Raw genomic sequence first — 24,584 nt, forward strand, 5'->3', positions numbered from 1 at the left:
ATGCTCCTCTTCTTATAAAAATCGGAACCTCATGTGGGGCATAAAGCAAAACTTCGGCTATATGCGTCACCTTGTGACTTCAGGTTCACAAATTATTGACTTGTCCAACGCATAACGCAATACTCGATTGAAAATTTATTTCGCACATTCTGACAACACCGTCTTGCAGTTACAGATTTCACGGCAAATATCGAATGGGAACCATTCAAAGGGCTGAGTATCATGAGCGACTTCTCGAATTTATTGCGGCGGTTTCTGCGAAAAAATGATAAATATCAATTTTCTCCGCGGAGCCAGATTCCACTCACCGCAAAACCTCTCGACTGGAATGACGCCAAAGACAACCTTTATGCATTTGGAAAGTTGTGGGCAACGTATGATGAAAAGCCAGTATTTTCTGCTTTTCATGGCTTGATGTTTGGCCTGGTTGGTACGCAAAGGGCTAAGCCGTTATTTGGCTACTGCGGTCTCGGGCAGTTTCAGGCGCGGCTGCTAGCCAACGGTAATGTAAGACTCAGGGGTAAAGAAACCGGGTACTTCTATGACCCAGCGAACGGAAAAATACTACGAGACTGGTTAAACCCTTATACGGGAGAACGAGTCGAAGTTTATAACTTCCTTAACGACCGGATTCGCGGCGAACTCACACCGGTGATGCCCAAGTTTAATATGGGAGATGGTGACGATCCCCCTACACTGATGAATGAAGCCACCGCGATCGTGAACGAAGATGGCTCGGTTCCATTTATTCTTCCGTGGCAGCAGTTTGGGAATAACATCACGCTCGAGTGGGATTACACGCATCGTTACCGCAACCCGGTCACGCCAGAACTCTGGCCCAAAGCGAGCACAGGCACCTACATAAATCCTTCCGAGCACTTTACCTTTTCATCACCGCTGCATGAAATGTTGGATCGGGATATCCCTTCTGCCTCATTCTCTTCCGGTTTTTCCAGAATTTCACCATGGTGGCCATGGATGAAGATGGGCCAAAGCGGTATCGACGGGGTGCTTTTTGGGCGAATGAATTCACACAAGTCGAATAATGGATATGCCGATATTCCGCGTTCGGTATTGGAGTATACGGAGAAGTATCACCCGGAATACCTTGAACCCTGCACCGACTGGGATGATGGTTTTCCAATTGGAACCTGGGAGGCATATGCGAGAGATATTGCTCCTGAGGCAGACAATCAAAAAGTCCAAGACAACAAAGAAGTATTTAGTGATTAACACGATATAAATATTATCAAACCAGATCATTGCCATCGGGATATAAAAACATGACAACATCACGATTTCTTTGGCTGAATTTATCGCAAAACACAATACCCCGACACATCATCACATTTTATGTGGCGAGCTTCCTGTTGATTGCAATGGGGACCTTCGCACCGCAAATGTTCGGTTACTTGTTTATCGAGTTCCTTAACATTCCGGAATCGGAGCACGGCCGTCTAGCGGGTGATTTGGGCTTTTGGGGCGAAATTGCCTTAATGATTTCCCTTCTGATATTTGGCCCGATGGCGGACCGGCGCGGTCGACGCGTGGTAATGGTCATTGGATTTTTGTTGACTGCCGTAGGCCTATTTACGTTCCCGCTGTCCAATTCGTATGCCGGAGTGCTATTGGCCAGAATCATCTGCGCGTGTGGCTTAGCCGCCATAACCTGCATTGTGGTGATGCTCATCGGTGACTACTTTTCAGATGAGTCGCGTGGCAAAGCGGCAGGCATGCAAGGTATTATGAATGGCCTTGGTGCCGTATTCACAATCTTTCTTTTGTTGCGCCTGCCAAGTATTTTCCAATCGCAAGGCTATGATCCAATTGCAGCAGGCACCCTGGCATATGCGGTAGGTGCCTCTTTGTGTATCGTCGCCGCTATTTACATGTGGTTTGGCCTTCGCCGTGACTGGCCAACTTCTGCCCAGAAAAAGCAACCAGCAGTACAGCAACTGAAGCAAGGCTTTGCCGCGGCGAAAGACCCAGCGATTGCTCTCGCGTATGGCGCATCGTTCGTTGCTCGTGGAAACCTGGCAATTGTCGGTACCTTCTTTGCTCTTTGGGGCACCAACTACGGAACACAGGTCATGGGCCTGGAAACTTCCGAAGCGCTGAAAAAAGCAGCAAACATGGTAGTAATCGCCCAAGGTACTGCGCTAATGACCGCACCGCTATTTGGCATAATGGCGGACAAGCTTAATCGTGTCAGCGCTCTGGTTGTTGCCCTACTGATTTCTGCTCTGGGCTACATGGCGACCGGATTCGTTTCGGATCCCTTCAGCCAAACCATGATGATTTGCGCGGTATTTATTGGGATGGGTGAAGTAGGCTGTATTATCGCCAGCGGCGTATTGATTAACGAGCGCGCTTCCGAATCACTTCGCGGCCCAATTGTGGCAGTGTTCAATTTTACCGGGGCTTTGGGGATCTTGATCGCAACCAAGGTCGGTGGTTACCTGTTTGACGGCTGGCGCGAATCTGGCCCGTTCGTATTGTTTGGTATTTTCGCGCTCGTGGTCGCACTTTGGGCGCTGGCCTTGCGCTTACGCACATCTAAACCGCTAGCGGCACCCATCACAACACTGGAAACCGACCCACAGGCTTAGCCTGTGGGTGGGGTACATCCCTCGATTATCAGGTAATTCGCCCGCACAACTTTCCAGTTTTGAACCAAACTCTGTAAGCCTCATCTACTACGTCCGACAATCATCTGCGACACCCCAGGCGACAGAGCATGGCAGACACCAAAACCCCACTGTCTAGATCACAGTTTCTTGGCCTGATGGCCCTTACGTTTGCCATCTTCCTGATTGCCAATGACTTTACGGCTTTCTCTGTGGCGCTACCCGCCATGGAGAAAGAATTCCACTCCGATATCACCACGACCCAATGGGTCATTAATGGCTACGCACTGGTATTCGGTGTGTTGATTATTTCCGGAGGGCGCCTGGCGGATATGTTTGGCCGCCGGCGCATGTTCTTTCTCGGCACCTTTATCTTCTGTGTATTTTCTCTGCTTGGCGGTCTGGCGGTCGACATTTCGATGCTGCTCGTGTCGCGCGCATTAATGGGTATTGGCGCGGCGATGATCTGGCCAGCGGTTCTCGGGATGACATACCAGATTATGCCGGACGATCGCGCGGGTCTCGCCGGCGGGCTCATCATGACGGTATGCGGTATTGCCAACGCTATTGGCCCACTACTTGGGGGCACACTGACCGATTACCTGAGTTGGCGCTGGATCTTCTTTATCAACCTGCCCATTGCCGCGCTCGCCCTGTTCGTTTGCTGGAAGGAAATTCCGGACGACCGACCCGACAACTTAAAAGAGCGCATCGACTACCGAGGTGTAGCCAGTCTTTCACTATCACTGTTTGGCCTGTTGCTGGCTCTGGATATGGTGGTCGACCTAGGTTTCAAAAGTCCTCTGATTATCGGCTTGCTCAGCGGCTTCCTCATCTTTATGGCCATTTTCCTGCACGTTGAGAAACGCGCGGGAATGAACGCACTGATCCCCGAAGATGTTGCGAGCAACCGCAAGTTCTTTGCCGCAGGCCTCGCGACATTACTGCTATCCGTAGTGTTCTTTGCGGCGCTGTTGTATATCCCGCAGTTTCTTACAAAAGTTCGTGATTACTCCGCCATGCGCGCGGGCGCGGGCCTGTTGCCGATGATGGTCACCTTCGGCCTCACGTCGTTTATCTCCGGGCATTTGTACGAAAAGCTGGGGGCGAAAATCATCGTTTCGGCGGGGGCGATCTGCCTGGGAGGTGGCATGTATTTGCTCTCCCATTTAACCAAAGATACCCAGTATTCTTCCCTGATCTTTGGCATGGTCGTACTGGGGGCCGGCATCGGTCTGTTCTACTCGACCATCACAACCGCCGCCATCACCGTGGTACATCCAAGTCGCGCCAGCCTCGCAGGTGCCATCCTTTATATGTTCCAAATTGCCGGCGGTGCCATCGGGCTCGGCATGAATACCACGATCGTCGCTATGGCACCCGATGTTTCTACGGGAATTGATCGTGCGTTTACGGTGAATGCCTATCTAGCGCTGGCCGGACTAATCGTTTGCTTGTTATATGTAGGTGGAAAGCGTGAAAAGCCCAACACTAAGCCCACCCAATAAGTATTACTGCGACGGTTGACCACCCTATTTCTGCGCTCTATATGGTGTACCACCTCGAAATAGTCGCAGCGCCAGATACCAATCCGATCCAACAGCCGCCCCGTACTATCCTGAAGTGACAGCGCTTTTTGGGAGGCAGCCATCATGTGGCACCTGGTACGTCTCGGTATTGCCCTGATCGGATTTTTGGGAGCAACCATGGCTTCGGCAATAGAAACACCTCAGCACACGGTGGTTGAGACACATTCAGACTTTGAATTGCGACGTTACGCCCCACAGATCGTCGCCGAGGTCGAAGTGGAATCCACTTTCGAAAATGCCAGCGGTTTGGCCTTCCGTTTACTGGCGGACTACATCTTCGGTAACAATTTAAGCCAGAAGAAAATGTCGATGACTGCGCCGGTGCAACAGCAGGCCAGTGAAAAGATCGCAATGACCGCACCAGTGGCACAGCAACCCACTGCGGATACCACAGTAGAATCGAGCCCAAACGGCAAGCAACGCTACCGGGTGAATTTTTTCATGCCAGCGGAGTACACCATGGAAACTCTGCCAAAACCGAACAATCAGTCAGTGACTCTGCGACAAATTCCCGAGCGTATGATAGCGGTTCGCCGTTATCGCGGTGGCTGGAGCCAGGAGCGCTATCGCGCTGAAGAACGCAGGCTACTAGAGGCGCTGCGCACAGCAGGGTTTACCACAAAAGGCACGCCCATTTTTAACCGCTACAACTCTCCCTTCTCGCTCCCATTGATGCGCGTCAATGAAGTGGCAATTGAAGTAGAGCCGAGAAGCTAACGAGCAGTTTGATGACAACACCTTGCCTTCCACCGCAATCGTCAAACTTGAGCGTATAGCTGCGCACCATGCCAGCAACCGACCGTACGCTCTCCCAAGCCGACAATCGGCGAGCTACCTGGCTCGAGCTATTTTTTGATCTGGTTTTTGTCGCCGTTATCAGCGCCGTCTCTAACGACCTCGCGCACACGGTGCATGGCCACCTAACCGTTGAGCAACTACTCCGTTTTCCGCTGGTATTTATCCCAGTGTGGTGGATATGGATGACCCATACCCTCTATGCAAACCGCTTTGATCAGGACGACCGTATCCACCGAATCATCGCACTACTCATCATGGCACTTGTTGTGCTGCTCTCTTCCTACTCGGAACGGAGTTTATCGGGAGAATTCGACGCATATGTAATGACTTATGTGGTGATACGCTGGATTTTGGCAGGCATGTACTTCGCGGTGTACAACAAACAAAAGCACGAGCTTCGCTGCGCCCGCAAACTTGCCCAGTCGATCACTTGCGGTGCACTAGTGAGTGGGTTCGCATTTTTCCTGGATGGCCCAGTACAGTACATCGTGTTTTATTTGGGTATCGTCATCGACATTTGCTGGCAGGGGTATTTGCGTCACAACGCCTGCCAACACCCTGTGCATCGCTCTCATCTGGTTGAACGCATTGGCCTGATGATCATCATTTTGCTGGGTGAGTCCGTCATATCCATCGTCGGCAGCCTCTCGCAAGTCGATTGGACCCCATTACGAGTCGGCGCCGCGGTCAGTGGTTTTGCAATGGCCTGGGGATTCTGGTGGATCTACTACGACGCCTTCCCATTACTAGAGCGTGCTTCGAGGTTGTCATCCGGCAACCTGCTAACTCTTTCCCACCTTTTACTGTGTATGGGGCTTCTGTTGTTATCAGAAATGATCAAGTACACCATTGTCGACGACATGAACCGCACTACATTCAATCGACTGGCAATATGCGGCATGGTGGCGTTTTACATCGGCAAGCAGCTACCTTACTGGCAACTCTTTCCACCCTGGCGACGAGGGATCATCCTCAATTCAACGGTGTGCCTGGCGATTACGGTGGGCAGTACATTTCTGCCAAACATCCAGTACTCGCTCATGGGTATTAGCGCGGGATCATTGATCTATGTCGTAATGTCGTTCCGCATGTTCCGACGTCATCCGGTAACGGATTACCTCATACCGCGAAACCAGTAGTGCGCTCAAAGAGCTGAACACACTAGGGATAGAAAAAGGCCGTACATTTCTGTACGGCCTTCTGACTTACTCTCCGCCTTGTGGATTCAAGCCGCGGCGAACCAGTAACGCGTCGGTAGTCGGCTCCTGGCCACGGAACTTCTTGTAAGATTCCATCGGCGGACGAGAGTTGCCCACCTCAAGAATATTCTTACGGTACCAGTCGCCATTCTTACGGGTCAAACCGCCACGCTCTTTCACGTAAGCGAACGCATCTGCCGCCAGAATTTCACTCCACATGTAAGCGTAGTAACCCGCAGAGTAGCCGCCGCCGATGGAATGAGCGAAGTACGTAGACTTGTAGCGCGGTGGTACCGCAGGCAGGTCTACACCGTGCTTCTCAAGCGCCTTGGCTTCAAACTCCGCCACATCTTGCAGTTCAGAGTCGGCCGGCAGAGAGTGCCATTCCATATCCAACAGCGCTGCAGACATGTACTCCAGAGTATCGAAGCCCATATTAAAGTTCTTCGCCTTCAATACCTTGGCCAACAGTTCGTCAGGAATCCGCTCACCAGTCTTGTAATGGAATGCGTAGTTTTCCAGAACTTCTGGCGTGCTCGCCCAGTCTTCTTCAAAAGTAGACGGGAACTCAACGAAGTCGCGAGATACGCTGGTACCGGCCAGAGTCGGGTAGCGCACGTCGGAGAACATGCCGTGAATACCATGGCCCAGCTCGTGGAACATCGTAGTTACATGGTCAAAGCTCACCAGTGTCGGCTCACCTTCCGGGCCCTTAGGGATATTCATCACGTTGACCACAACCGGCTTCTGCTCAAGCAGGCCAGACTGACCAACAAATGCACTCATCCAAGCACCGCCACGCTTACCTTCACGTGCGAAGTAGTCGGCATAGAAAATTGCCAGGCTCTTGCCATCGTGATCAAACAGTTCGAACGCCTGTACATCCGGATGGTATACAGGAAGATCCGGACGAGCTTCAAAACGAATGCCATACAGACGGTTCATGGTGTAGAACAGGCCATCGTGCAGCACACGATTGAATTCAAAGTACTCACGCACTTCGTTTTCGTTCAGGTCGTATTTCGCCTGACGTACTTTTTCCGCGTAGTAGGCCCAGTCCCAAGGCTGCACGTCAAAGTCGCCGCCTTCTTTTTCGATCATCGTCTGGATCGCGGCTTGCTCAACCTTGGTATTGCTCACTACTGACGGCACCATGGAGTTCAGCATGTTCATCACGCTTTCAGGCTTTTCCGCCATGGTGTTTACCAGCTGATACTCGGCCCAGTTGTCGTAACCCAGCAAACCAGCTTTCTGCGCACGGATCTGCACCAGTCGCTGCACGATCGGTTGGTTATCCAGCTCACCTGAAGTACCACGGTTTGCAGAAGCTTCCCAAATACGCTGACGCAGCTCGCGGTTTTTCAGTGAAGTCAGCACCGGCTGACGAGTGGTATTGGTAATGCTGATCAGATACTTGTCTTCGTGACCGGCCGCTTTGGCTGCTGCGGCAGCGGACTTGATCTGCGCATCAGAGAGACCTTCCAGTTCAGCCTTATCGTCGACCACAACAGCGATCGCCTTACTGAGCTTCAGCAGGTTCTGGCTGAACTGGGTAGTGAGCGTGGAGTGCTCTTCGTTCAGCGCGCGCAGCGTGTCTTTCTGCTCCGCAGTTAGCTTGGCCCCGGCCTTAACAAAGTTATCGTAATAAACTTCCAGCAGGCGCTCGGACTCTGGATCCATCTCCAGTGCTACGCGCTGGTTATACAGGGATTCCACACGGGCAAACAGGTCCGCATTCAGATAAATACTGTCGGAGTGGGCCGCAAGACGCGGGGCCATTTTACTCTGCAGTGCGCGACGAGCTTCATTGCTGTCGGTGCCAGTCAAGTTAAAGAACACGCGGGAGACTCGAGTCAGCAGAGCGCCTGCCTCTTCCATCGCCACAATAGTGTTGTTGAAGGTTACCGGCTCGGAGTTTGTCGTGATCGCTTCAATTTCCTGCAGGTGCTCAGCCATACCCTGCTCAAATGCAGGTTCAAAGTGTTCGTCTTTGATGCGGCTAAAATCCGGAGCCTGGTATTGCAGCTCACTTGCAGTCAGCAACGGGTTGTCTTGTGTTGCCTCAGCAGTCACGTCGCTCGCCGCCTGTATCTTTTCTACTTCCGGCGCCGGTGCCGAATTGGAAGAATCGTTCTTGGGCGATTCAGAACAGGCTGCAATGGCCACAATGGCTACAGCTAGAAGAGATTTACGCATGTCATTCTCCGATATACGTCAAAACGAGTATGAAAACCTAAAAACTCGAAATCGGGGCCAAGCAGAACTGCTGGTACAGTCGTTTAATGTTTTCTTCGTAGGCCTCACAGACCCTAATTATCTGTTTTTGTTCAGATTTTTACAAAAATCAGGAGAGTGGAGTCTGGCATTCTTGACCGGTCGGCAATAGGCCTATTGTGGTCGCTACAACCCGGAAAGTATTCACTTGGCCTCACCGCTTCACCGACCACAGCAGTGTCAATTACCGCTACAGCCACAGACAGGCACGACGTTTTAATGTGCCGCTGTATTCTGTATCATCGCCTCCCTTCGATTCCGTGACCGACCAGCCGCGGTTCGAAAGCACCTTAAAAATCTGGACACTTTTTGGCCATCAATCGGCCCCAGATAGCCTCCGAGATACAGGTTACAGAATGAACGATAACGAAATCCTGGCGCTGTTTAATGAATGGAACAATGCGCTGCAGACTGGAAACCCGAAAAATGTCGCTGCGCTGTATGAGAGCAATGGCATCCTGCTACCGACCGTGTCGAACAAGGTTCGTCACAATCACGCAGAAATCGAAGACTACTTCGTGCACTTCCTGGCCAAAGGTCCTCAGGGAAAAATCGACGAAGCGAATATCCGCACTTTTGGTGAGCTCGCCATCAACTCCGGCGTATACACCTTCAGCTTCGCGGACGGCGCGGTTGTGCAGGCCCGGTACACCTTTATGTACCGCTGGAATGGTCAGCGCTGGCTGATTGTGGAGCACCACTCCTCCGCAATGCCCGAGTAAATTCCGAATTCGCGGAGTGTGCTTCATCACCCGCCTCCCGAAAAAAAATAAGCCCGCACTTTGCCAACAATGAATGTTGCGCGACAAAGTGCGGGCTCATTGCTTTACAGGGAACCTATTTAGCTCTCCATGTAGTCTTCAATCGACGGGCAGGAACAGATCAGATTCTTGTCTCCATAGACGTTATCGACTCGTCCCACTGGCGGCCAGTATTTTTCCCGGCGCAAACGCTCCAGCGGGTACACCGCTTCGGCTCGACTGTAGGCATGGCTCCAGCTTTCCTCAACCAATACTTCCGCGGTATGCGGTGCATTGACCAGGGGATTGCTTTCCAACGGCCACTCGCCCGCCTCCACCTTGGCAATTTCCGCCCGGATCTGAATCATTGCGTCACAGAAGCGGTCCAGCTCCTGCAGCGACTCACTTTCCGTAGGCTCGATCATCAGCGTGCCGGCAACCGGGAACGACATGGTGGGAGCGTGGAAACCGTAGTCCACCAGGCGTTTGGCCACGTCCTCGCCAGAAATACCACTGGACTCCTTCAGCGGGCGCAGGTCCACAATACATTCATGGGCCACACGACCATTATTACCGCGATACAGAATCGGGTAGCGGCCTTCCAGACGATGGGCAATATAGTTGGCGTTGAGAATTGCCAGCTCGGTTGCTGAACGCAGCCCTTCCCGTCCCATCATGCGGATGTACATCCAGGTGATGGGCAGAATACTCGCCGAGCCCACGCTCGCTGCGGATACCGGCACTCCGGCACGGCCAGCCGCACCGCTGCCGCCGGCAATTGAACCCGGCAGGAATTCCGCCAGATGTTCGCGCACCGCTACCGGGCCTACGCCGGGGCCACCCCCACCGTGGGGAATACAGAAGGTTTTATGCAGGTTGAGGTGCGATACATCGCCGCCAAATTTTCCGGGCTTGCATAAGCCCACCATGGCATTGAGATTGGCACCGTCGATATACACCTGACCGCCGTGGGTATGCACAATTTCGGCAATGTCATTGATGCCCTCTTCAAACACGCCATGTGTCGAAGGGTAAGTCACCATGATTGCCGCGAGGCGTTGGCTGTGCTCTTCGGCGCGTGCACGCAGGTCTTCCAGACAAACGTTGCCGTTGTCATCGCACTTCACCACGACCACGCGCATGCTACACATCTGCGCGGATGCCGGGTTGGTGCCGTGGGCGGAGCTCGGGATCAAACAGATGTTCCGCTCCTCTTCTCCACGGCTGGCATGGTAGGCACGAATGGCCAACAGGCCTGCGTACTCCCCCTGGGAGCCGGCATTGGGCTGCAGGGAGATAGCATCGTAACCTGTGATCTCACACAACATGGCTTCGAGGGATTCCACCAACTGCAAATAACCAGTGACCTGCTCTGCCGGTACTAACGGATGCACGTTGGCAAATTCGGGCCAGGTCACCGGGATCATCTCTGCGGTGGCATTCAACTTCATGGTGCAGGAACCCAGCGGGATCATGGAGCGGTCTAGCGCAATGTCCTTGTCTGCAAGCTTGCGCAGGTAGCGCAGCATTTCGGTCTCAGAGTGGTAGCGGTTGAACACTTCCTGAGTCAACGGCTTGTCACCGCGCAGCAGCTCGCCCGGCAACACCGGCGCGACATCAGATTCCAGCGCGTCGAAATCCAGAGCTTCTTCGCCCGCAAATAGTGACCAGATTGCTTCTACGTCTTCGCGGGTAGAAGTTTCATCCAGCGTCACGCCGACATGAGAGTCATCGACCACACGTATGTTAAACCCACCCTCACGGGCCTTTTGGTGCAGCGCCTGTGCTTTGCCATCGACCGCAAGTGTCAAGGTATCGAACCAAGCTGTATTTGCGATGGACACGCCGAGCTTGCCCAGACCCAGCGCGGCGACACTGGTCAGGTGATGTACCCGATTGGCGATATTTTTTAGTCCCGCCGGACCGTGGTACACCGCATACATGGACGCCATGACCGCCAGCAGCACCTGCGCAGTACAGATGTTGGAGGTAGCTTTCTCACGGCGGATATGCTGCTCACGAGTTTGCAGGGCGAGACGGAATGCGGAATTACCATTGCTGTCGATAGACTGGCCCACAAGGCGACCGGGCAGTGAGCGCTTGTAAGCCTGGCGGGTTGCCATATATGCGGCATGTGGGCCACCAAAGCCCATGGGGACACCGAAACGCTGGGTAGAGCCTACGGCTACATCCGCGCCCAGCGCACCGGGTGCGGTCAGCATTAGCAGGCTCAGGATGTCTGCAGCCATTACCACCAGGCCGCGCTGGCCATGCACCGCATCGATCAACGCGCGGTGATCCTGCACCGCACCACTGGTACCCGGGTATTGCAGCAGCGCGCCAAATACCTCGAGCTCCCCTAAACCTTCGCTCGCATCGCCCATTACCAGCTCGATACCCAGCGGTTCGGCGCGGGTGCGCAGCACTTCGATGGTCTGCGGCAAACAATCGGTATCAACAAAAAATACGTTCGACTTGGACTTGCTCATGCGCTGACATAGCGTCATGGCCTCTGCAGCAGCGGTGGCTTCATCCAGCATGGAAGCGTTGGCCAGGTCCATCCCCGTCAGCTCACTGACCATGGTCTGGAAATTAAATAGCGCTTCGAGACGGCCCTGGGAAATCTCCGGCTGGTAAGGGGTATAGGCGGTATACCAGGCAGGGTTTTCCAGAATATTGCGCAGAATCACATTCGGCGTGCGGGTACCGAAATAGCCCTGGCCAATAAAAGACTTCAGGGGTTTATTCTGCTCCGCCAGTGCGCGGATTTCTGCCAGTGCTTCGTGCTCACGAATCCCATCTGCAATGGAGAGTGATTCCGCTTCACGGATATGCGCGGGTACTACCTCACTGATAAAGGCGTCCAAGCTCGAGTGGCCAAGCGCGGCGAGCATGGCACTGGTGTCCGGTGCAGCGGGACCGATATGTCGGCGGGAGAACTCCGCGTGGTCTTCCAGCGCGGCCAGGGTATTTTTTGCCTTAAGCATGTGCGTTTTTTGCTCCTGTTCTTTTCTTGCTGCGCTCAGCCTTCAGCCTGCTCGGCGTATTCTTCGGCGCTCATCAGAGTATCGAGCGCACCGGCCTCTTCGAGGCGAACACGGAAAAACCAACCTTCCCCTTCCGGGTCTTCGTTAACCAACTCAGGGGTTTCTTCTATTGCACTATTGACCTCAACCACCGTCGCGGCGAACGGCAGTGAAATATCGCCAGCGGCTTTCACCGACTCAATCACCGCCGCCTCTTCATCAGCTTCCAGCCCACGCTCTGCCTCGGGCAGTTCCACGAACACCACATCCCCCAACTGCGACTGCGCAAAATCGGTAATACCGACGGTGACCAAGTCTCCCTCTGCGCGAAACCACTCGTGGGATTTTGTGTACTTCACATTGCTCATGTTGCTTTTCCTTCTATGACACAGCGTCGCCCGCTGGTGAACCTATCGTGTTATTTAAAACCTTGCGTGATGTGGCCAATCAGCCGCGGTAATAGCGCTGGGGTACAAACGGCGTTTTCGCCACGGTAATGGCAACCTGCTTGCCGCGTACCAGTGCATACAAATCCGTACCCACTTTTTCGTAACCGCGGTCGAGATAAGCCATACCGATGGACGCACCCAGAGTCGGGCCGAAACCACCGCTGGTTACCTTGCCGACAATGTTGCCTGCCTCGTCGATGACATCTGCGCCTGCACGTACCGGCACTTTGCCGACAACGGTAAAGCCAACGCGCTTGCGAGAAACACCCTCTTCCATCTGGGAAAAAACAGTCTCTGCCCCCAAGAAGCCACCGGTCTTGTCGCCGCCGGCATGGCGAGAGCGTGCGATACTCCACTGCAGCCCGGCTTCGATCGGAGAGGTCGTGCGATCCATATCATTGCCATACAGGCACAGGCCGGCTTCCAGGCGCAAAGTGTCGCGCGCACCGAGACCGATCATGGCGGTGCGCGGGTCTTTCAGCAGTTCGCGGGTAACCGCCTCCACGGCCGTGTCGGCAACAGAAATTTCGAATCCATCTTCGCCGGTGTAACCGGAACGGGTGATGTAGCAATCGTGATCAAATAGCTTGGTATGCACACCGTGCATAAATGTTAACGCGCGTGTATCCGGGGCCAATTCGCCAATCAACTCGCCAGCCTTCGGGCCCTGAACTGCCAGCAGTGCACGCTGGCCCAAGACACGGATATCACAACCGCGCAGGTGGTTTTGCAGATGCTCCAGGTCCCCAGCGGATGTTGCCGCGTTCACCACCAGGAAAAACTCGTTTTCAGACCAGCGGGTAACGATCAAATCATCGAGAATACCGCCGCTTTCGGTGGTCAACACGCTATAGCACTGCTGGTTAATTCCCAGACCCGCCACATCAATAGGAAGTAATGCTTCCAGGGCCTCCGCAACACCTTCGCCACTGACCAGCATCTGCCCCATATGGGAGACATCGAAAATACCGATGGCTTCGCGAGTGTGTTGATGTTCGCGCACAATACCGGCGGCGTACTGCACCGGCATGGCATAACCCGCAAACGGCACCATTTTTCCGCCGAGTTCAACGTGTAAATCGTAAAGTGGGGTTTTCAGTGAGTCCTTGAGAGCGTTCTGGGCCATGGTCGTCTTCCGTCGTTAACATTCGATCACACTGACAGGCACATCGATCACATTGACCGCCAGCCCGCCTCGTGCGGTTTCTTTGTATTTGTCCTGCATATCGCGCCCGGTATCGCGCATGGTGCGAATCACCTTGTCGAGGGAAACCAGGTGCTGGCCGTCGCCACGCAATGCCATCCGCGCCGCGCTGATTGCCTTGATGGAGGCCATGGCGTTGCGCTCAATACACGGCACCTGTACCAAGCCACCTACCGGATCGCAGGTAAGCCCAAGGTTGTGCTCCATGGCGATTTCCGCGGCGTTCTCCACTTGCTCCGGAGTCCCCCCCAGCACTTCCGCCAGGCCCGCAGCCGCCATGGAGCAGGCAGAGCCAACCTCGCCCTGGCAGCCGACTTCGGCACCACTGATCGAGGCGTTTTTCTTAAACAGAATGCCCACCGCCGCTGCGGTGAGCAGGAAGCGTTCGACATCGCCGGCACTGGGCTGCTTGGAGAAGCGCATGTAATAGTGCAGCACTGCCGGCACGATACCGGCAGCACCGTTGGTCGGTGCGGTAACGATGCGCCCTCCCGCTGCGTTTTCTTCGTTCACAGCGAGGGCATACAGGGTTACCCAATCGAGCGCAGATAAGGGATCGGAAAGACACGCCTCGGGTCGGCTCAGCAATTGTTGGTTGAGTGCTCTCGCACGGCGCTTCACATCGAGCCCGCCCGGCAACACGCCTTCATTGCGAATACCGTTGGTGACACATTCCTGCATAACGGACCAGATCTGCTGCAGGCCAGCGGTGGTTTCCGCGTCGTCGCGCCAGGCAGACTCATTCGCACGCATGATTTCGCTAATTGAAAGGCCTTCGCGCTTGCAAAGCGCCAACAGCTCCTCCCCGCTAGAGAAATCAAACGGTACTTCCACCGTACTCTGCTCTAGGGACTGGTCTGCAGCCGCCTCAGCTTCGGTAACAACGAAACCACCGCCCACCGAGTAATAGGTTTCCTCCAGCAGCAACTTTCCGTCGTCTGCAAATGCGGCAAAGCGCATGCCATTGGCGTGATGCGCCAATTCCTCTTCCCCATGCAGCTGCATATCGGCATCGCGGTCGAAGGGAATGGTCCGTTCCCCGGCCAGCATCAGCTGGCCCCGGGCTTCGATTTCCGCAACCCGCGTATCTACCAGCGCGGTATCGATGGTTTCTGGTTGTGCACCTTCCAGACCCAGCAGCACGGCCTTAGTCGTACCGTGGCCAACACCAGTTGCCCCCAGGGACCCAAACAACAGGGATTGCACCCGGCCGGTCTTGGCGAGCAGCCCCTGGGCGTTGAGCAGTTGCAGGAACTGTCCCGCAGCCTTCATTGGGCCTACGGTGTGCGAACTGGAGGGGCCGATACCAATCTTGAACAGATCAAAAACACTCAGTGACATGGCGGTTTAACCTGCAGCTCCAAAGATGGTGAGAGTGAACGAGGTCCCCGAGGTATGTCCGAACGGTCATAGGGGCCCCGAATTAGCATTTATTGAGCGATGCTAGCCCGCCTGATAGACTTTTAAAAATTTATAGTTCTGATTCTTCTATAAGATTTTCTTATGCAAACACCCCACAAGAATATCCCTATGGAGTGGCTGAGAACCCTGGTCACAGTGATCGATACCGGGGGGTTCAGTCAGGCTGGCGAACTACTCTCCCGGACCCAGCCGGCCATCAGCCGGCAGATCAAGGAGCTGGAAGAGCGCCTGGGAAGACAGCTGCTGCTGCGTTCCGGGCGCACGCTCAATGTCACCGAGAGCGGTTTGCGGGTCTATGACCAGGCCAAGAAAATTCTCGCCCTGAACGACGAGCTGCTTTTGGAGTTCTCCGGCAGTTCGGTTACCGGCAAGCTGCACCTGGGTATTCCCAGCGAGTTCGCATCGGTACTGCTGCCGCGCATTATTGGCAGCTTCTCGCAGAATTACCCGGATGTGTCACTGGAGGTCACCAGCGACCTGAGCCGCAACCTGCTAGCCAAGGGAAAACGGGATCAGTTCGACCTGATTTTGGCCCTGCAGGAAGACTCGCAAACCTCCGATCAAAATATCGTCCTGAAAGACGACCTGGTGTGGGTCGCGAGTCCCAAGTTCTCAGCACACCTGCTCAAACCCCTGCCCTTGGTGCTCGCACCGGAAGGCTGCATGTACCGCAAGCGGGCGGAGGCGGTCCTGCAATCGGCAGATATCCCGTGGCGCAATGTGTTTACTATTCCGGACCTCAATGGGATCCAGTCCGCTTTGGAGGCGGGCCTCGGCATTACCGCCCTCACCCGCAGCACGGTGCCCGAATCACTGCGGGTCCTGCGGCCCTCGAAGAACCTCCCCAAACTGGGCGAAATTGGTATCGGCCTGCATTTCAAAAGCCGCCGCCCCAGCCATGCCGCCGCGCGCCTCGCGGAGCATTTGCAGAGTGGCTTGATGGCTAACTAGTGGCCAACTAAAGAAAGACGGCAATTAGGTCGCTATGGCCTGCCATGTTACGCTGGCATGACAGATGCACGTGCAGGTGGCTGGGACGCTGTCCGGTGTGAATAAACCAATAAAAATCCCGGACCCGAATATGCGTTACCCGAAAGAGCAGAACCTGAGCACTGTAGATGCAACCCTGCTGGGCGCGGTTCTGCTGCTGGTACTCGGCGGAGCCATCGGCCTATTTGGCAGTGACTCCCTGTCCGGCGCCACCCAGGTGGCCATGATGATGACCGGCTTCCTTGCCGCCATGGTTGGCCTCAAGAATGGCATTCGCTGGTCCGAGATCGAAGCGTCCATCATCCAGGCCACCGCCCGCACCGCCGTTCCCAACCTTATTTTCCTCTCTGTTGGCGCACTTATAGGCGCAATGATGTTGTCTGGCGCGGTGCCCACTTTACTGTTTGTGGGTATGAAGCTGCTATCCCCCGAATGGTTCTACCCCAGCTGCTGCCTGATCTGTGCATTAGTCTCCATCTGCATCGGCAGCTCCTGGACCACTGCGGCGACCATTGGTGTGGCCATGATCGGTGTGGCCTACGGATTCTCACTATCCCCGGCGATTACCGCCGGCGCCGTAGTGAGCGGTGCCTACTTCGGAGACAAGATGTCACCATTGTCTGAGACCACTAACCTGGCCCCAGCGATTGCTGGCAGCAACCTGTTTACCCATATCCGTCATATGAGTTGGGTGTCTGTTCCGAGTATTGTGCTGGCGCTGCTGTTTTTCTTTATGGTCAGTGTGTTCACCAGTAGTGACGACGCACAAGACAGCCAGATCACTGCGTTCCTGAACGCACTCGAATCCTCTTACACCATTGCCTGGTACAACCTGATTCCGGTGGTGCTGCTACTGGTGCTGGCGGTGAAGAAGGTGCCCGCCTACTTGGCCATTACCGGCGTCACCCTGATCGCCATGGTGCTCGCGCTGCTCACGCAAATGCCGGTGGTTAATCAGTTTATCGCGCTGCTCGGGCTGGAAGGTTCCAGCGCGCTGGGCCGCGCGCTCTGGGTCACCCTCTACGATGGGTTCATGATCAATACCGGCAATGAACAGGTAGATAGCCTGCTGTCCCGCGGCGGCATGTTGTCGATGGTGAATATGGTGTGGCTGGTACTGGCGTCGATGATGATGACCGGGGTGCTCGAGCGCATCGGCTTTGTTACCTATTTGATGCGCGCCCTGTCGAAACTGATTTCTTCCACCGGCTCATTAATCGCGACCACCATGGGGACCGGCCTCGGGGTGAACGTACTCACCGGCGACCAGTACCTGTCCATCGTACTGCCGGGACAAATGTGGAAAGCAGAATACAAGAAGCGCGGGCTCGCCAGTGAAAACTTGTCCCGCAGCCTGGAAGATGGCGGCACCATTACCTCACCACTAATTCCATGGAATGCCTGCGGTGTTTATATGGCCGGGACACTACAAGTAGCGACGCTCGCCTACCTGCCCTTTTGTTTCTTTAACCTGATCAACCCGTTGCTGGCGCTGCTCTACGGTTTTCTGAACATTCGTATTGTGCGCATCAGCGATGAGGAAACCGGTGAGGAAGAAAAGTCGCCGCTGGAGCCATCCGCTGATGCACAGGAGAAGCCGGCGATTGCCGGCTGATTCGGGAGCTCTGGATAAGACCTGAAAAAAGGATGAAGATCAGCGCTCCGCCAAAATAGCTTCAGCGCAGGCGGCAATGCGTTCGCAGGCCTTGTCCAGATCCGACTCGCTCACGCAGAAGCTGGCCCGTACATGCCCACTGGCACTGGGGCCAAACGCTTCGCCCACCAATACAGACACACCAAACTCATCCAGCAGCCGCTCGGCAAAGGCTTCAGAACTGACACCGAGTTCGCGTACATCCAGCATCATAAACATACCGCCGGCCGGCGTATGGCAACGAATCCCGGGCATAGACTGCACCCGCTCCACCATTAAGTCGCGGCGACGCCGGTAGGCCTGGCGCATCGCTTCAAGTTCAGGCAAATCCGCAGACAGTGCGGTGACCGCAGCGCTTTGCACGAATGCGGGGCTGCCGTACAGCATGCACAGGGTCAGGTTGCCCGCGTGCTCGGCAAACTCCTGCGGGCCAATTACCCAACCCAGGCGCCAGCCTGTCATGGCGTGGGACTTGGACAGGCTGGAAATGGTTACCGTGCGCTCAGCCATACCCGGCAATTGCCCCGGGTGAAAGTGCTCGCCCTCAAACATCAGGTCTGCGTAGACCTCATCCAGCATCAACCACAGGTCGTGCTCGATACAGATTTCTGCCAGCTTTTTCCAGGTCTCACCACCTACGGCAGCACCGGTTGGATTATTCGGGGTATTGACCAGAATCGCGCGGGTGCGCGGGGTAATGCTTGCCGCGATAGCCGCCGGGTCGAGGTTGAAATGCTGCTCGGGCTGCAGCGGGACATTCACTACTTTGGCACCGGTGGCCTGCAGGAATGCCTCGTAGGTCACGTACATGGGCTCCGGCACAATCACTTCGTCGCCCGGGTTGAGCAAGCACTGGGCGGCCACGTACAGGCCACACTGGGCACCGGCCACCACAACCACCTGCTCCGGGCTGGTATCAACACTAGTTTGTGCAAAATGCCGCTTGGCCAGAACCTGTTGCAGCTCCGGTTCACCGCGGTGATCCGCGTAATGGGTGGCACCTGAGCGCAGCTCGTTACAGGCGGTATCGACGATTGCAGCCGGCGTATCAAAGTCCGGATCGCCCACCGACAAAATCACCACATCCTCGCCCGCGGCGCGGCGCTGCTGCGCGCGAAAGTGTATATCCCACGCGCTGGAGCCTTCGCCGGCAATGCGCTGCGTCAAGTCTGAGTACTTCATTACCACTCTCTGGTTTGCTTCGTTCTTTTTACTTGCGAACGCCGTCGCAACCGTTAACGCGTTACCTGCGCCGCATCGACTTCTATAAAGCTGACGCCCGCAAACCCAAATGCCGCGGTTAAATCGTTGCGCAAGTCCGCCAGGGACTGCGGCTGATACACGGCACAACCGAAGGCTTGCGCCAGACCGGTAAAGTCCGGATTCCGTGGCGATACACCCACCAGTTCGATATCGCGGGCCAGCATATCGTCGCGAATCTGCCCTAGACTCGCGTTGTTGTATACCAGCACAACGAGCGCGCTCTGAATTTCCTCAACCGCGGTAGCCAGTTCCTGCACGGTATACAGGAAGCCGCCGTCACCTGCGATCACCAGGGCCGGCTGCTCGGGGGCCGCAACCTTCGCACCGATACCCGCAGGCAGGCCATAACCCAGGGTGCCATAGCCGGTGGGGTGCAGCCATTTGCGCGGTGCGCGGCTATCGAACACGTAATTGCCGGTATAGGCGATCTGGGTCATATCCGTGGAAACAACCGTATCCTGCGGCAGCACTTCGGCAATGCTATCCAGAACTCGCTGGTGCAGTTGCTGCAACGGTTCGTGCCCGGCCCTAACCTGCCCCGGCAGCTGCTGCAGGCGCTCCAGCCACGCAGGCTCCACATTCGGCGCGCGCTCACCCCATACCGCCAACAGCGCCAGCGCAGCCTGATAGCTGTCCGCCACAATCGGCAATGCCGCTGGGTACAGGTCATTCATCTTGGTGCTGTCGATATCGATCCGGATCAGCTGACCGTTGATGGGCAGGCTATCGCGCCAGAAATCGGTTTCCGCAAGCTCGGTACCAATTGCCAACACGACGTCAGCGTCGGCCACGTAATCCCATGCCGGCGACACACACAGCGTTGCACCGCCAGACAGTGGGTGCTCCGGTGGCAAGATGCCCTTGCCTGCAATAGAGGTGAACAGCGGTGCTTTGACCGCTTCCGCCAGGGCCCGGATCTCCGCCGCCGCTTCGAGTGCACCGCCGCCGGCAATCATCATCGGCCGTTTTGCCGCGACCAGTAGACTCACAGCCTGCTCAATATCTGTCGCGCAGGCCGGCGGGCGCTTGGCACTGACCGCCACGCTATTGGTCCAATCGTAAGCAACCGGCGCCGCCAACACGTCCATCGGCACCTCGATGTGTACCGGGCGCGGACGCTCACTATTGAACACCGCGAATGCACGGGCTATCAGTCCCGGCAACTCTTCCGGTGACATCGCCGTGGCACTGAATGCCGTAAGCGGTGCAGTAATCGCGCGCTGGTCCTTGGTCTCATGCAGGCGCCCCAAGCCCTTACCCAGGGTGGGGGTTTCATTAACACTGGTAATCACCAGCATGGGAATAGAATCGGAATAGGCCTGGCCAATGGCCGTGGCCGCATTGGTGAGCCCCGGCCCGGTAATCAGGAAACACACGCCGGGTTTGCCGCTCACACGGGCATAGCCATCGGCCATAAAGCCTGCGCCCTGTTCATGCCGGGTGAGAATATGGCGAATCTCGGTCTGCGGCAGGCCACGATACAGCTCCAGGGTATGCACCCCCGGAATACCGAACACTGTGTCGACTCCATAGTTCTCTAACAGCTTAACTAAAGCTTCTCCGCCAGTATTCGCCATACTGCATTCACTCATTTTATTCTGGTTGGGCGGCCATGCTACGGGGAGTGACTGAAAACCTCAATGTAGGTTTAGGACAAGCATACAGCACGCCAAATAAGCGATATGGACAAGCCTATCGGGCTGTTTGATACTTCTTCGATGGCCGGCAAAGGTGCAAGAATGACGACTTCCGAAATGCGGCCAAACGCGAGATAGCCAATGACCTATGTACCTTCGAAAAGCCCGATTCTGAAACTCTGGAAAAGCTTCGGCGGCAATGACGTTGGCCGCTGGCTGGTGAGTAAAATCGTCTGTTTTAATGCACCCTACTTCAGCTCCATCAAACCGCGCTTCGCGGAGATAAAGCCGGGTCTGGTCGAGGTGAAGCTAAAAAAGCGTCGCGCGGTGCAAAACCACATTAAAACCGTGCATGCCATTGCCATGTGTAATGCAGCGGAACTCGCCGGCGGTGTTTGCCTGGACGTATCGCTTAACGGCAACTTCCGCTGGATACCGGTAGGCATGACCGTGCAATACCTGAAGATGGCCAAAACCGATTTGCGTGCCGTGTGTAAAGTCGATGATTTTCACTGGGATTCTGCGCAGGACGTGGTGATGCCCGTCAGCGTATTTGATACCAATGGTGAGGAAGTCTTCCACGCAGACATTACGATGCGGATTTCCCCGAAGAAAAAATAAGCGGCCCCAACGGAAAGCTGCTCACTACCCATACAATGGTGCCATGACCAAACCAATTCCCCCACACAACTTCCGCTGGCTTTCATTCGAACAACTCACAGCGGACGAGCTCTACGAAATTCTGCGTGTGCGCCAGCAGGTCTTCGCTGTGGAGCAGGAAAGTATTTATCTGGACGTGGACGGTAAAGACCAGCATGCAAAGCATATGGTGTGCTGGGACACTGAATCTACCACGCCCACCCTACTCGCCTATCTGCGTGTGGTTGCACCCGGAAAGAAATATGCCGAGCCATCTATCGGCCGTGTGCTAACCCGCGAAAGCGCACGGGGCACTGGGATTGGTAAAACATTAATGCGGCTTGGCGTCGAGCACACCTTGCAGGAATACCCGCAGGCAGATATCCGTATTTCCGCGCAACTTTATCTTCAACGCTTTTATGAAGAGTTTGGTTTTGCGCAGGTTTCCGACGTCTACGACGAAGATGGGATTCCGCATATCGAGATGTTGCGTCGCGCCAACAGCGAGCTCAGTTAAACCTAGCCGCCAATCATATTAGCCTTGCTCCTAATTCTTACTCGTTACTCTTGCACCTGGTTCTTGCCTCTGACTCTTGCCCATGACTCTTGCTCATGAATAGGGCAACGCAGAAATTCAAGCACCAAACTGTCCCCCGCCCTGCCAACGAAAACAGCCGTAAAACCCGCCCAAAAAACGCTCACACCGGATGCTTGACTAAAGTCAAAAAACGCAATCTATATCAAAACTTTTTGATATAAAACGCACGCTTTCTGCGTTAAGGTTTCTCAAAACAGAGTAACAATAAAGCGAGAGCCCTCATGAGCAAAGCCTATAACGAGATGTCTTATGTTGAAGTTGCTGCGATTTACAACGACATCAACAATATCCCGCTCGATGCGGCCGCCGACCTCGGTAAAGCAGCCGCAGACCTTGTAGGTGAAGGAGCCAAGATCATGGACTTCGGCGGTGGTGCCGGACGTATCTCCGTCCCTATCGCATCCCACACTGACATGATCGCCATGGATATTGAGCACCACATGCTCAAGGCATCCAAAAAACTAGCCGAAGACCGCAACATTCGCGCGCGCCAGTCTGTTGGCACCGTTCTGCAAACCCCGTTCGCAACCAACACCTTCGACGCGGTGATCACCACCAATGTACTGCACCAGATTGAATTTTGGCGTGATGCGCTGAAAGAAGCGGCTCGCGTTCTGAAACCCGAGGGTGTTTTCATTATTGGTCGCGATGTACTGGACGAAGAATCCAATGCGAGCGCCCTGCGCAACCAGTCCCGTATGTTCACCGTGGATATCGCTCCCGAAATGCGCCCCACCGATGCCGCTGGCCCCACTCTGTTCCAGGAAATCCAAAAACTCGGCGGTCAGATGACGCGCCCGGTAGTTGGATGCAAGTGGATCGAAAAGGTTTCCATTGCGGAAATTATGGATCGCATGGAAAACGGCATTCATAACGAGACCTGGAGCCTGAGCCGCGAGCAGATTGATGCGCTAATGGCCAAGGTACGCCCGTGGGCAGAGTCGCATTTCGACGATATTCACGCAGTCGAAGACGTTCAATGGGAGTTCCACCTCTACCCAATTAACGGTATTGGCAAGTAAGGTATACGGGGGACCTTGATCCCCCGCGCCCTCCGAACTCGAATAATGATAACGACTGCAAGAGTACCGTATGGACAAGCGCCTTCTGATATTAAAAGCATTTCAGCTGACCCTGCCGCGCGCTGCTGCTGGTTGGCTATTCGCGCTACTCACAAGTAATTTCAATCGTATTGCTATTTACGACCTCGGGATTACCGCCGTTGTAATTACCAGCCTACTGGGGCTCTACCATTTCCTATCCCCATTCCAGGTTATTTACGGTCGTATCGCAGACAGGATTCCGATCTTTGGGCTCCATCGAACACCCTATGTAATGATTGGCATGACGGTCTCCGCGATCGCGGTCGCCACGCTGCCCTACATTGTGGTCCCCATGTCGCAAACACCCAACGAATTTCTTGGGGTGACTTTTCCATACATTACGTATATCGCTGCATTTATCGTTCTGGTTATCTTTGGTATTGGATTCGCCGGGGCCGGCGCCAATCACTTGGCACTCGTTGCCGAAGTGATTCCCGAGCGCAGCCGCGGGCTAGTGACCGCGCTGATCTGGACCATGCTTATCGTCGGCATGATCGTGTCGCTGCAGTTTATTCGCCACTATATGCCCGTCTACGATGAGCAAACTATGCGTGAGCTGTATCTGCTTTCTATTCCGGTAGTGGCAATCACCACACTGCTCGGTTTGATCGGCGTCGACAAACCTCGCACCACGGAATCCGTTGCTGAATCGGATAGCAAACTGGACGCGGAAGAACACGCGAGCCTGAAAGACTTCGCAGTGGATGTGGCCAGTAACTCGACGGTTAGAAACTTCTTCGCCTTCATCTTTCTGTTTATGTTTGGCTATAGCCTGCAGGACAATATTCTCGAAGTCTTCGGTGCTGAAGTACTCCAGATGACGGTCGGCGAAACGGGCCGCTTCCAGCAAATCTGGGGCACCGGTGCAATCATCGGCATGTTCTTGATGGGGTCCCTGGTATTCCGCGGTGGTATATCCAAGATCAACGCCATCACCTTTGGTATCACCGGCATCGGTTTCTCGATGTTCGCACTGGCCGTAGGCGCCTACCTCCCTTCAGAAACCCTCGTGAACTATTCGCTAGCCAGCATGGGTTTCTTCAATGGATTTGCTTTAGTAGGCACGCTCACCAGCATGATGGAGTTCACGACGGACAAAGAGCGCGGTGCATACATCGGCCTTTGGGGTCTGGCTATCGCATTTGCCAACGGCCTCGCCTCCATCGCTGGCGGCCAGCTGGTGACCTCTTTGATCGAAAGCGGCATGTTCGGCGCCTCAGACGGCTTCGCCATCATCTTCTTCGTTGAAGGACTTATCAGCCTGTACAGCCTGTACTTCCTGTGGCGAGTGAATGTTGAGAGCTTCCACAAGCGCATCAGCAAAGATGGTCTCAGTAATGCCATGGCGTCTGACCTTGGTTAACCCTGCAAA

General features: G+C 54.9%; 19 protein-coding genes. 12 read left to right on the top strand and 7 right to left on the bottom strand.

The genetic code is table 11. The features are described from left to right. Window positions 1-222: 222 nt before the first annotated feature. From Mag101_RS09525 to Mag101_RS09545, 5 genes are all read left to right on the top strand, one after another. Window positions 223-1,233 (top strand): DUF1838 family protein, encoded by a 1,011-nt coding sequence (locus Mag101_RS09525; RefSeq protein ID WP_077404003.1) that lies wholly within the window; start codon window positions 223-225, stop codon window positions 1,231-1,233. 50 nt (window positions 1,234-1,283) lie between these two features. Further along, complete coding sequence (locus Mag101_RS09530; RefSeq protein ID WP_077404007.1) at window positions 1,284-2,609, top strand: MFS transporter; 1,326 nt, start codon at window positions 1,284-1,286, stop codon at window positions 2,607-2,609. Between the two features lie 128 nt (window positions 2,610-2,737). Further along, a complete protein-coding gene (locus Mag101_RS09535; RefSeq protein WP_077404010.1) occupies window positions 2,738-4,135 on the top strand; it encodes an MFS transporter in 1,398 nt (465 codons plus the stop codon). Between the two features lie 144 nt (window positions 4,136-4,279). Then, window positions 4,280-4,933, top strand: coding sequence for an SOUL family heme-binding protein (locus tag Mag101_RS09540; RefSeq protein WP_077404013.1), 654 nt, complete (start codon window positions 4,280-4,282; stop codon window positions 4,931-4,933). Between the two features lie 68 nt (window positions 4,934-5,001). Next, window positions 5,002-6,153: a low temperature requirement protein A gene (locus tag Mag101_RS09545; protein ID WP_077404016.1), complete on the top strand. Its 1,152-nt coding sequence runs from the start codon at window positions 5,002-5,004 to the stop codon at window positions 6,151-6,153. A 66-nt stretch (window positions 6,154-6,219) separates the two neighbouring features. On the opposite strand, the gene Mag101_RS09550 is transcribed toward Mag101_RS09545, so the two are convergent. Then, window positions 6,220-8,409 (bottom strand): M3 family metallopeptidase, encoded by a 2,190-nt coding sequence (locus Mag101_RS09550; RefSeq protein ID WP_077404019.1) that lies wholly within the window; start codon window positions 8,407-8,409, stop codon window positions 6,220-6,222. A 434-nt stretch (window positions 8,410-8,843) separates the two neighbouring features. Between Mag101_RS09550 and Mag101_RS09555 the strand changes: the two genes are divergently transcribed. After that, window positions 8,844-9,209: an SgcJ/EcaC family oxidoreductase gene (locus Mag101_RS09555; protein WP_077404022.1), complete on the top strand. Its 366-nt coding sequence runs from the start codon at window positions 8,844-8,846 to the stop codon at window positions 9,207-9,209. Window positions 9,210-9,328: 119 nt separating this feature from the next. Here Mag101_RS09555 and gcvP read toward each other — a convergent pair whose 3' ends face one another. The 4 genes from gcvP to Mag101_RS09575 all read right to left on the bottom strand — a co-directional run bounded on the left by gcvP (window position 9,329) and on the right by Mag101_RS09575 (window position 15,247). Next, window positions 9,329-12,214 (bottom strand): aminomethyl-transferring glycine dehydrogenase, encoded by a 2,886-nt coding sequence (gene gcvP, locus Mag101_RS09560; RefSeq protein WP_077404025.1) that lies wholly within the window; start codon window positions 12,212-12,214, stop codon window positions 9,329-9,331. 35 nt (window positions 12,215-12,249) lie between these two features. After that, entirely contained in the window at window positions 12,250-12,621 is a 372-nt protein-coding gene (gene gcvH / locus Mag101_RS09565) for a glycine cleavage system protein GcvH (RefSeq protein WP_077404028.1), read from the bottom strand. Between the two features lie 79 nt (window positions 12,622-12,700). Next, complete coding sequence (gene gcvT / locus Mag101_RS09570) at window positions 12,701-13,828, bottom strand: glycine cleavage system aminomethyltransferase GcvT (protein ID WP_077404031.1); 1,128 nt, start codon at window positions 13,826-13,828, stop codon at window positions 12,701-12,703. Window positions 13,829-13,843: 15 nt separating this feature from the next. Continuing rightward, window positions 13,844-15,247, bottom strand: a complete 1,404-nt coding sequence (locus tag Mag101_RS09575) for an L-serine ammonia-lyase (protein ID WP_077404034.1) — start codon at window positions 15,245-15,247, stop codon at window positions 13,844-13,846. A 189-nt stretch (window positions 15,248-15,436) separates the two neighbouring features. On the opposite strand from Mag101_RS09575, the gene Mag101_RS09580 reads away from it, so the two are divergent. Together Mag101_RS09580 and nhaC are read left to right on the top strand one after the other, a co-directional pair. Then, window positions 15,437-16,279 carry a LysR family transcriptional regulator gene (locus Mag101_RS09580; RefSeq protein ID WP_198039957.1) on the top strand — a complete coding sequence of 281 codons (843 nt, stop codon included), beginning with the start codon at window positions 15,437-15,439 and terminating at the stop codon, window positions 16,277-16,279. 97 nt (window positions 16,280-16,376) lie between these two features. Beyond that, window positions 16,377-17,933, top strand: a complete 1,557-nt coding sequence (nhaC, locus tag Mag101_RS09585; RefSeq protein WP_232324976.1) for a Na+/H+ antiporter NhaC — start codon at window positions 16,377-16,379, stop codon at window positions 17,931-17,933. A 39-nt stretch (window positions 17,934-17,972) separates the two neighbouring features. Here the strand turns inward: nhaC and Mag101_RS09590 are convergent, their stop codons facing one another. Both Mag101_RS09590 and Mag101_RS09595 read right to left on the bottom strand, forming a co-directional pair. Then, window positions 17,973-19,154 carry a pyridoxal phosphate-dependent aminotransferase gene (locus tag Mag101_RS09590; RefSeq protein ID WP_077404040.1) on the bottom strand — a complete coding sequence of 394 codons (1,182 nt, stop codon included), beginning with the start codon at window positions 19,152-19,154 and terminating at the stop codon, window positions 17,973-17,975. A 53-nt stretch (window positions 19,155-19,207) separates the two neighbouring features. Then, window positions 19,208-20,827 (bottom strand): 5-guanidino-2-oxopentanoate decarboxylase, encoded by a 1,620-nt coding sequence (locus Mag101_RS09595; protein ID WP_232324977.1) that lies wholly within the window; start codon window positions 20,825-20,827, stop codon window positions 19,208-19,210. A gap of 186 nt (window positions 20,828-21,013) precedes the next feature. On the opposite strand from Mag101_RS09595, the gene Mag101_RS09600 reads away from it, so the two are divergent. The 4 genes from Mag101_RS09600 to Mag101_RS09615 all read left to right on the top strand — a co-directional run bounded on the left by Mag101_RS09600 (window position 21,014) and on the right by Mag101_RS09615 (window position 24,575). Further along, window positions 21,014-21,493, top strand: a complete 480-nt coding sequence (locus Mag101_RS09600; protein ID WP_198039958.1) for a hotdog fold domain-containing protein — start codon at window positions 21,014-21,016, stop codon at window positions 21,491-21,493. A 43-nt stretch (window positions 21,494-21,536) separates the two neighbouring features. Continuing rightward, window positions 21,537-22,028, top strand: coding sequence for a GNAT family N-acetyltransferase (locus tag Mag101_RS09605; RefSeq protein WP_077404043.1), 492 nt, complete (start codon window positions 21,537-21,539; stop codon window positions 22,026-22,028). Between the two features lie 302 nt (window positions 22,029-22,330). Further along, window positions 22,331-23,131 (top strand): class I SAM-dependent methyltransferase, encoded by an 801-nt coding sequence (locus tag Mag101_RS09610; RefSeq protein ID WP_077404046.1) that lies wholly within the window; start codon window positions 22,331-22,333, stop codon window positions 23,129-23,131. Window positions 23,132-23,201: 70 nt separating this feature from the next. Next, on the top strand, window positions 23,202-24,575 hold the full coding sequence (locus Mag101_RS09615) for a BCD family MFS transporter (protein ID WP_077404049.1): 1,374 nt from the start codon (window positions 23,202-23,204) through the stop codon (window positions 24,573-24,575). Window positions 24,576-24,584 lie beyond the last annotated feature (9 nt).

Origin of the sequence: Microbulbifer agarilyticus (assembly GCF_001999945.1) — a bacterium.
GTDB lineage: Bacteria > Pseudomonadota > Gammaproteobacteria > Pseudomonadales > Cellvibrionaceae > Microbulbifer > Microbulbifer agarilyticus_A.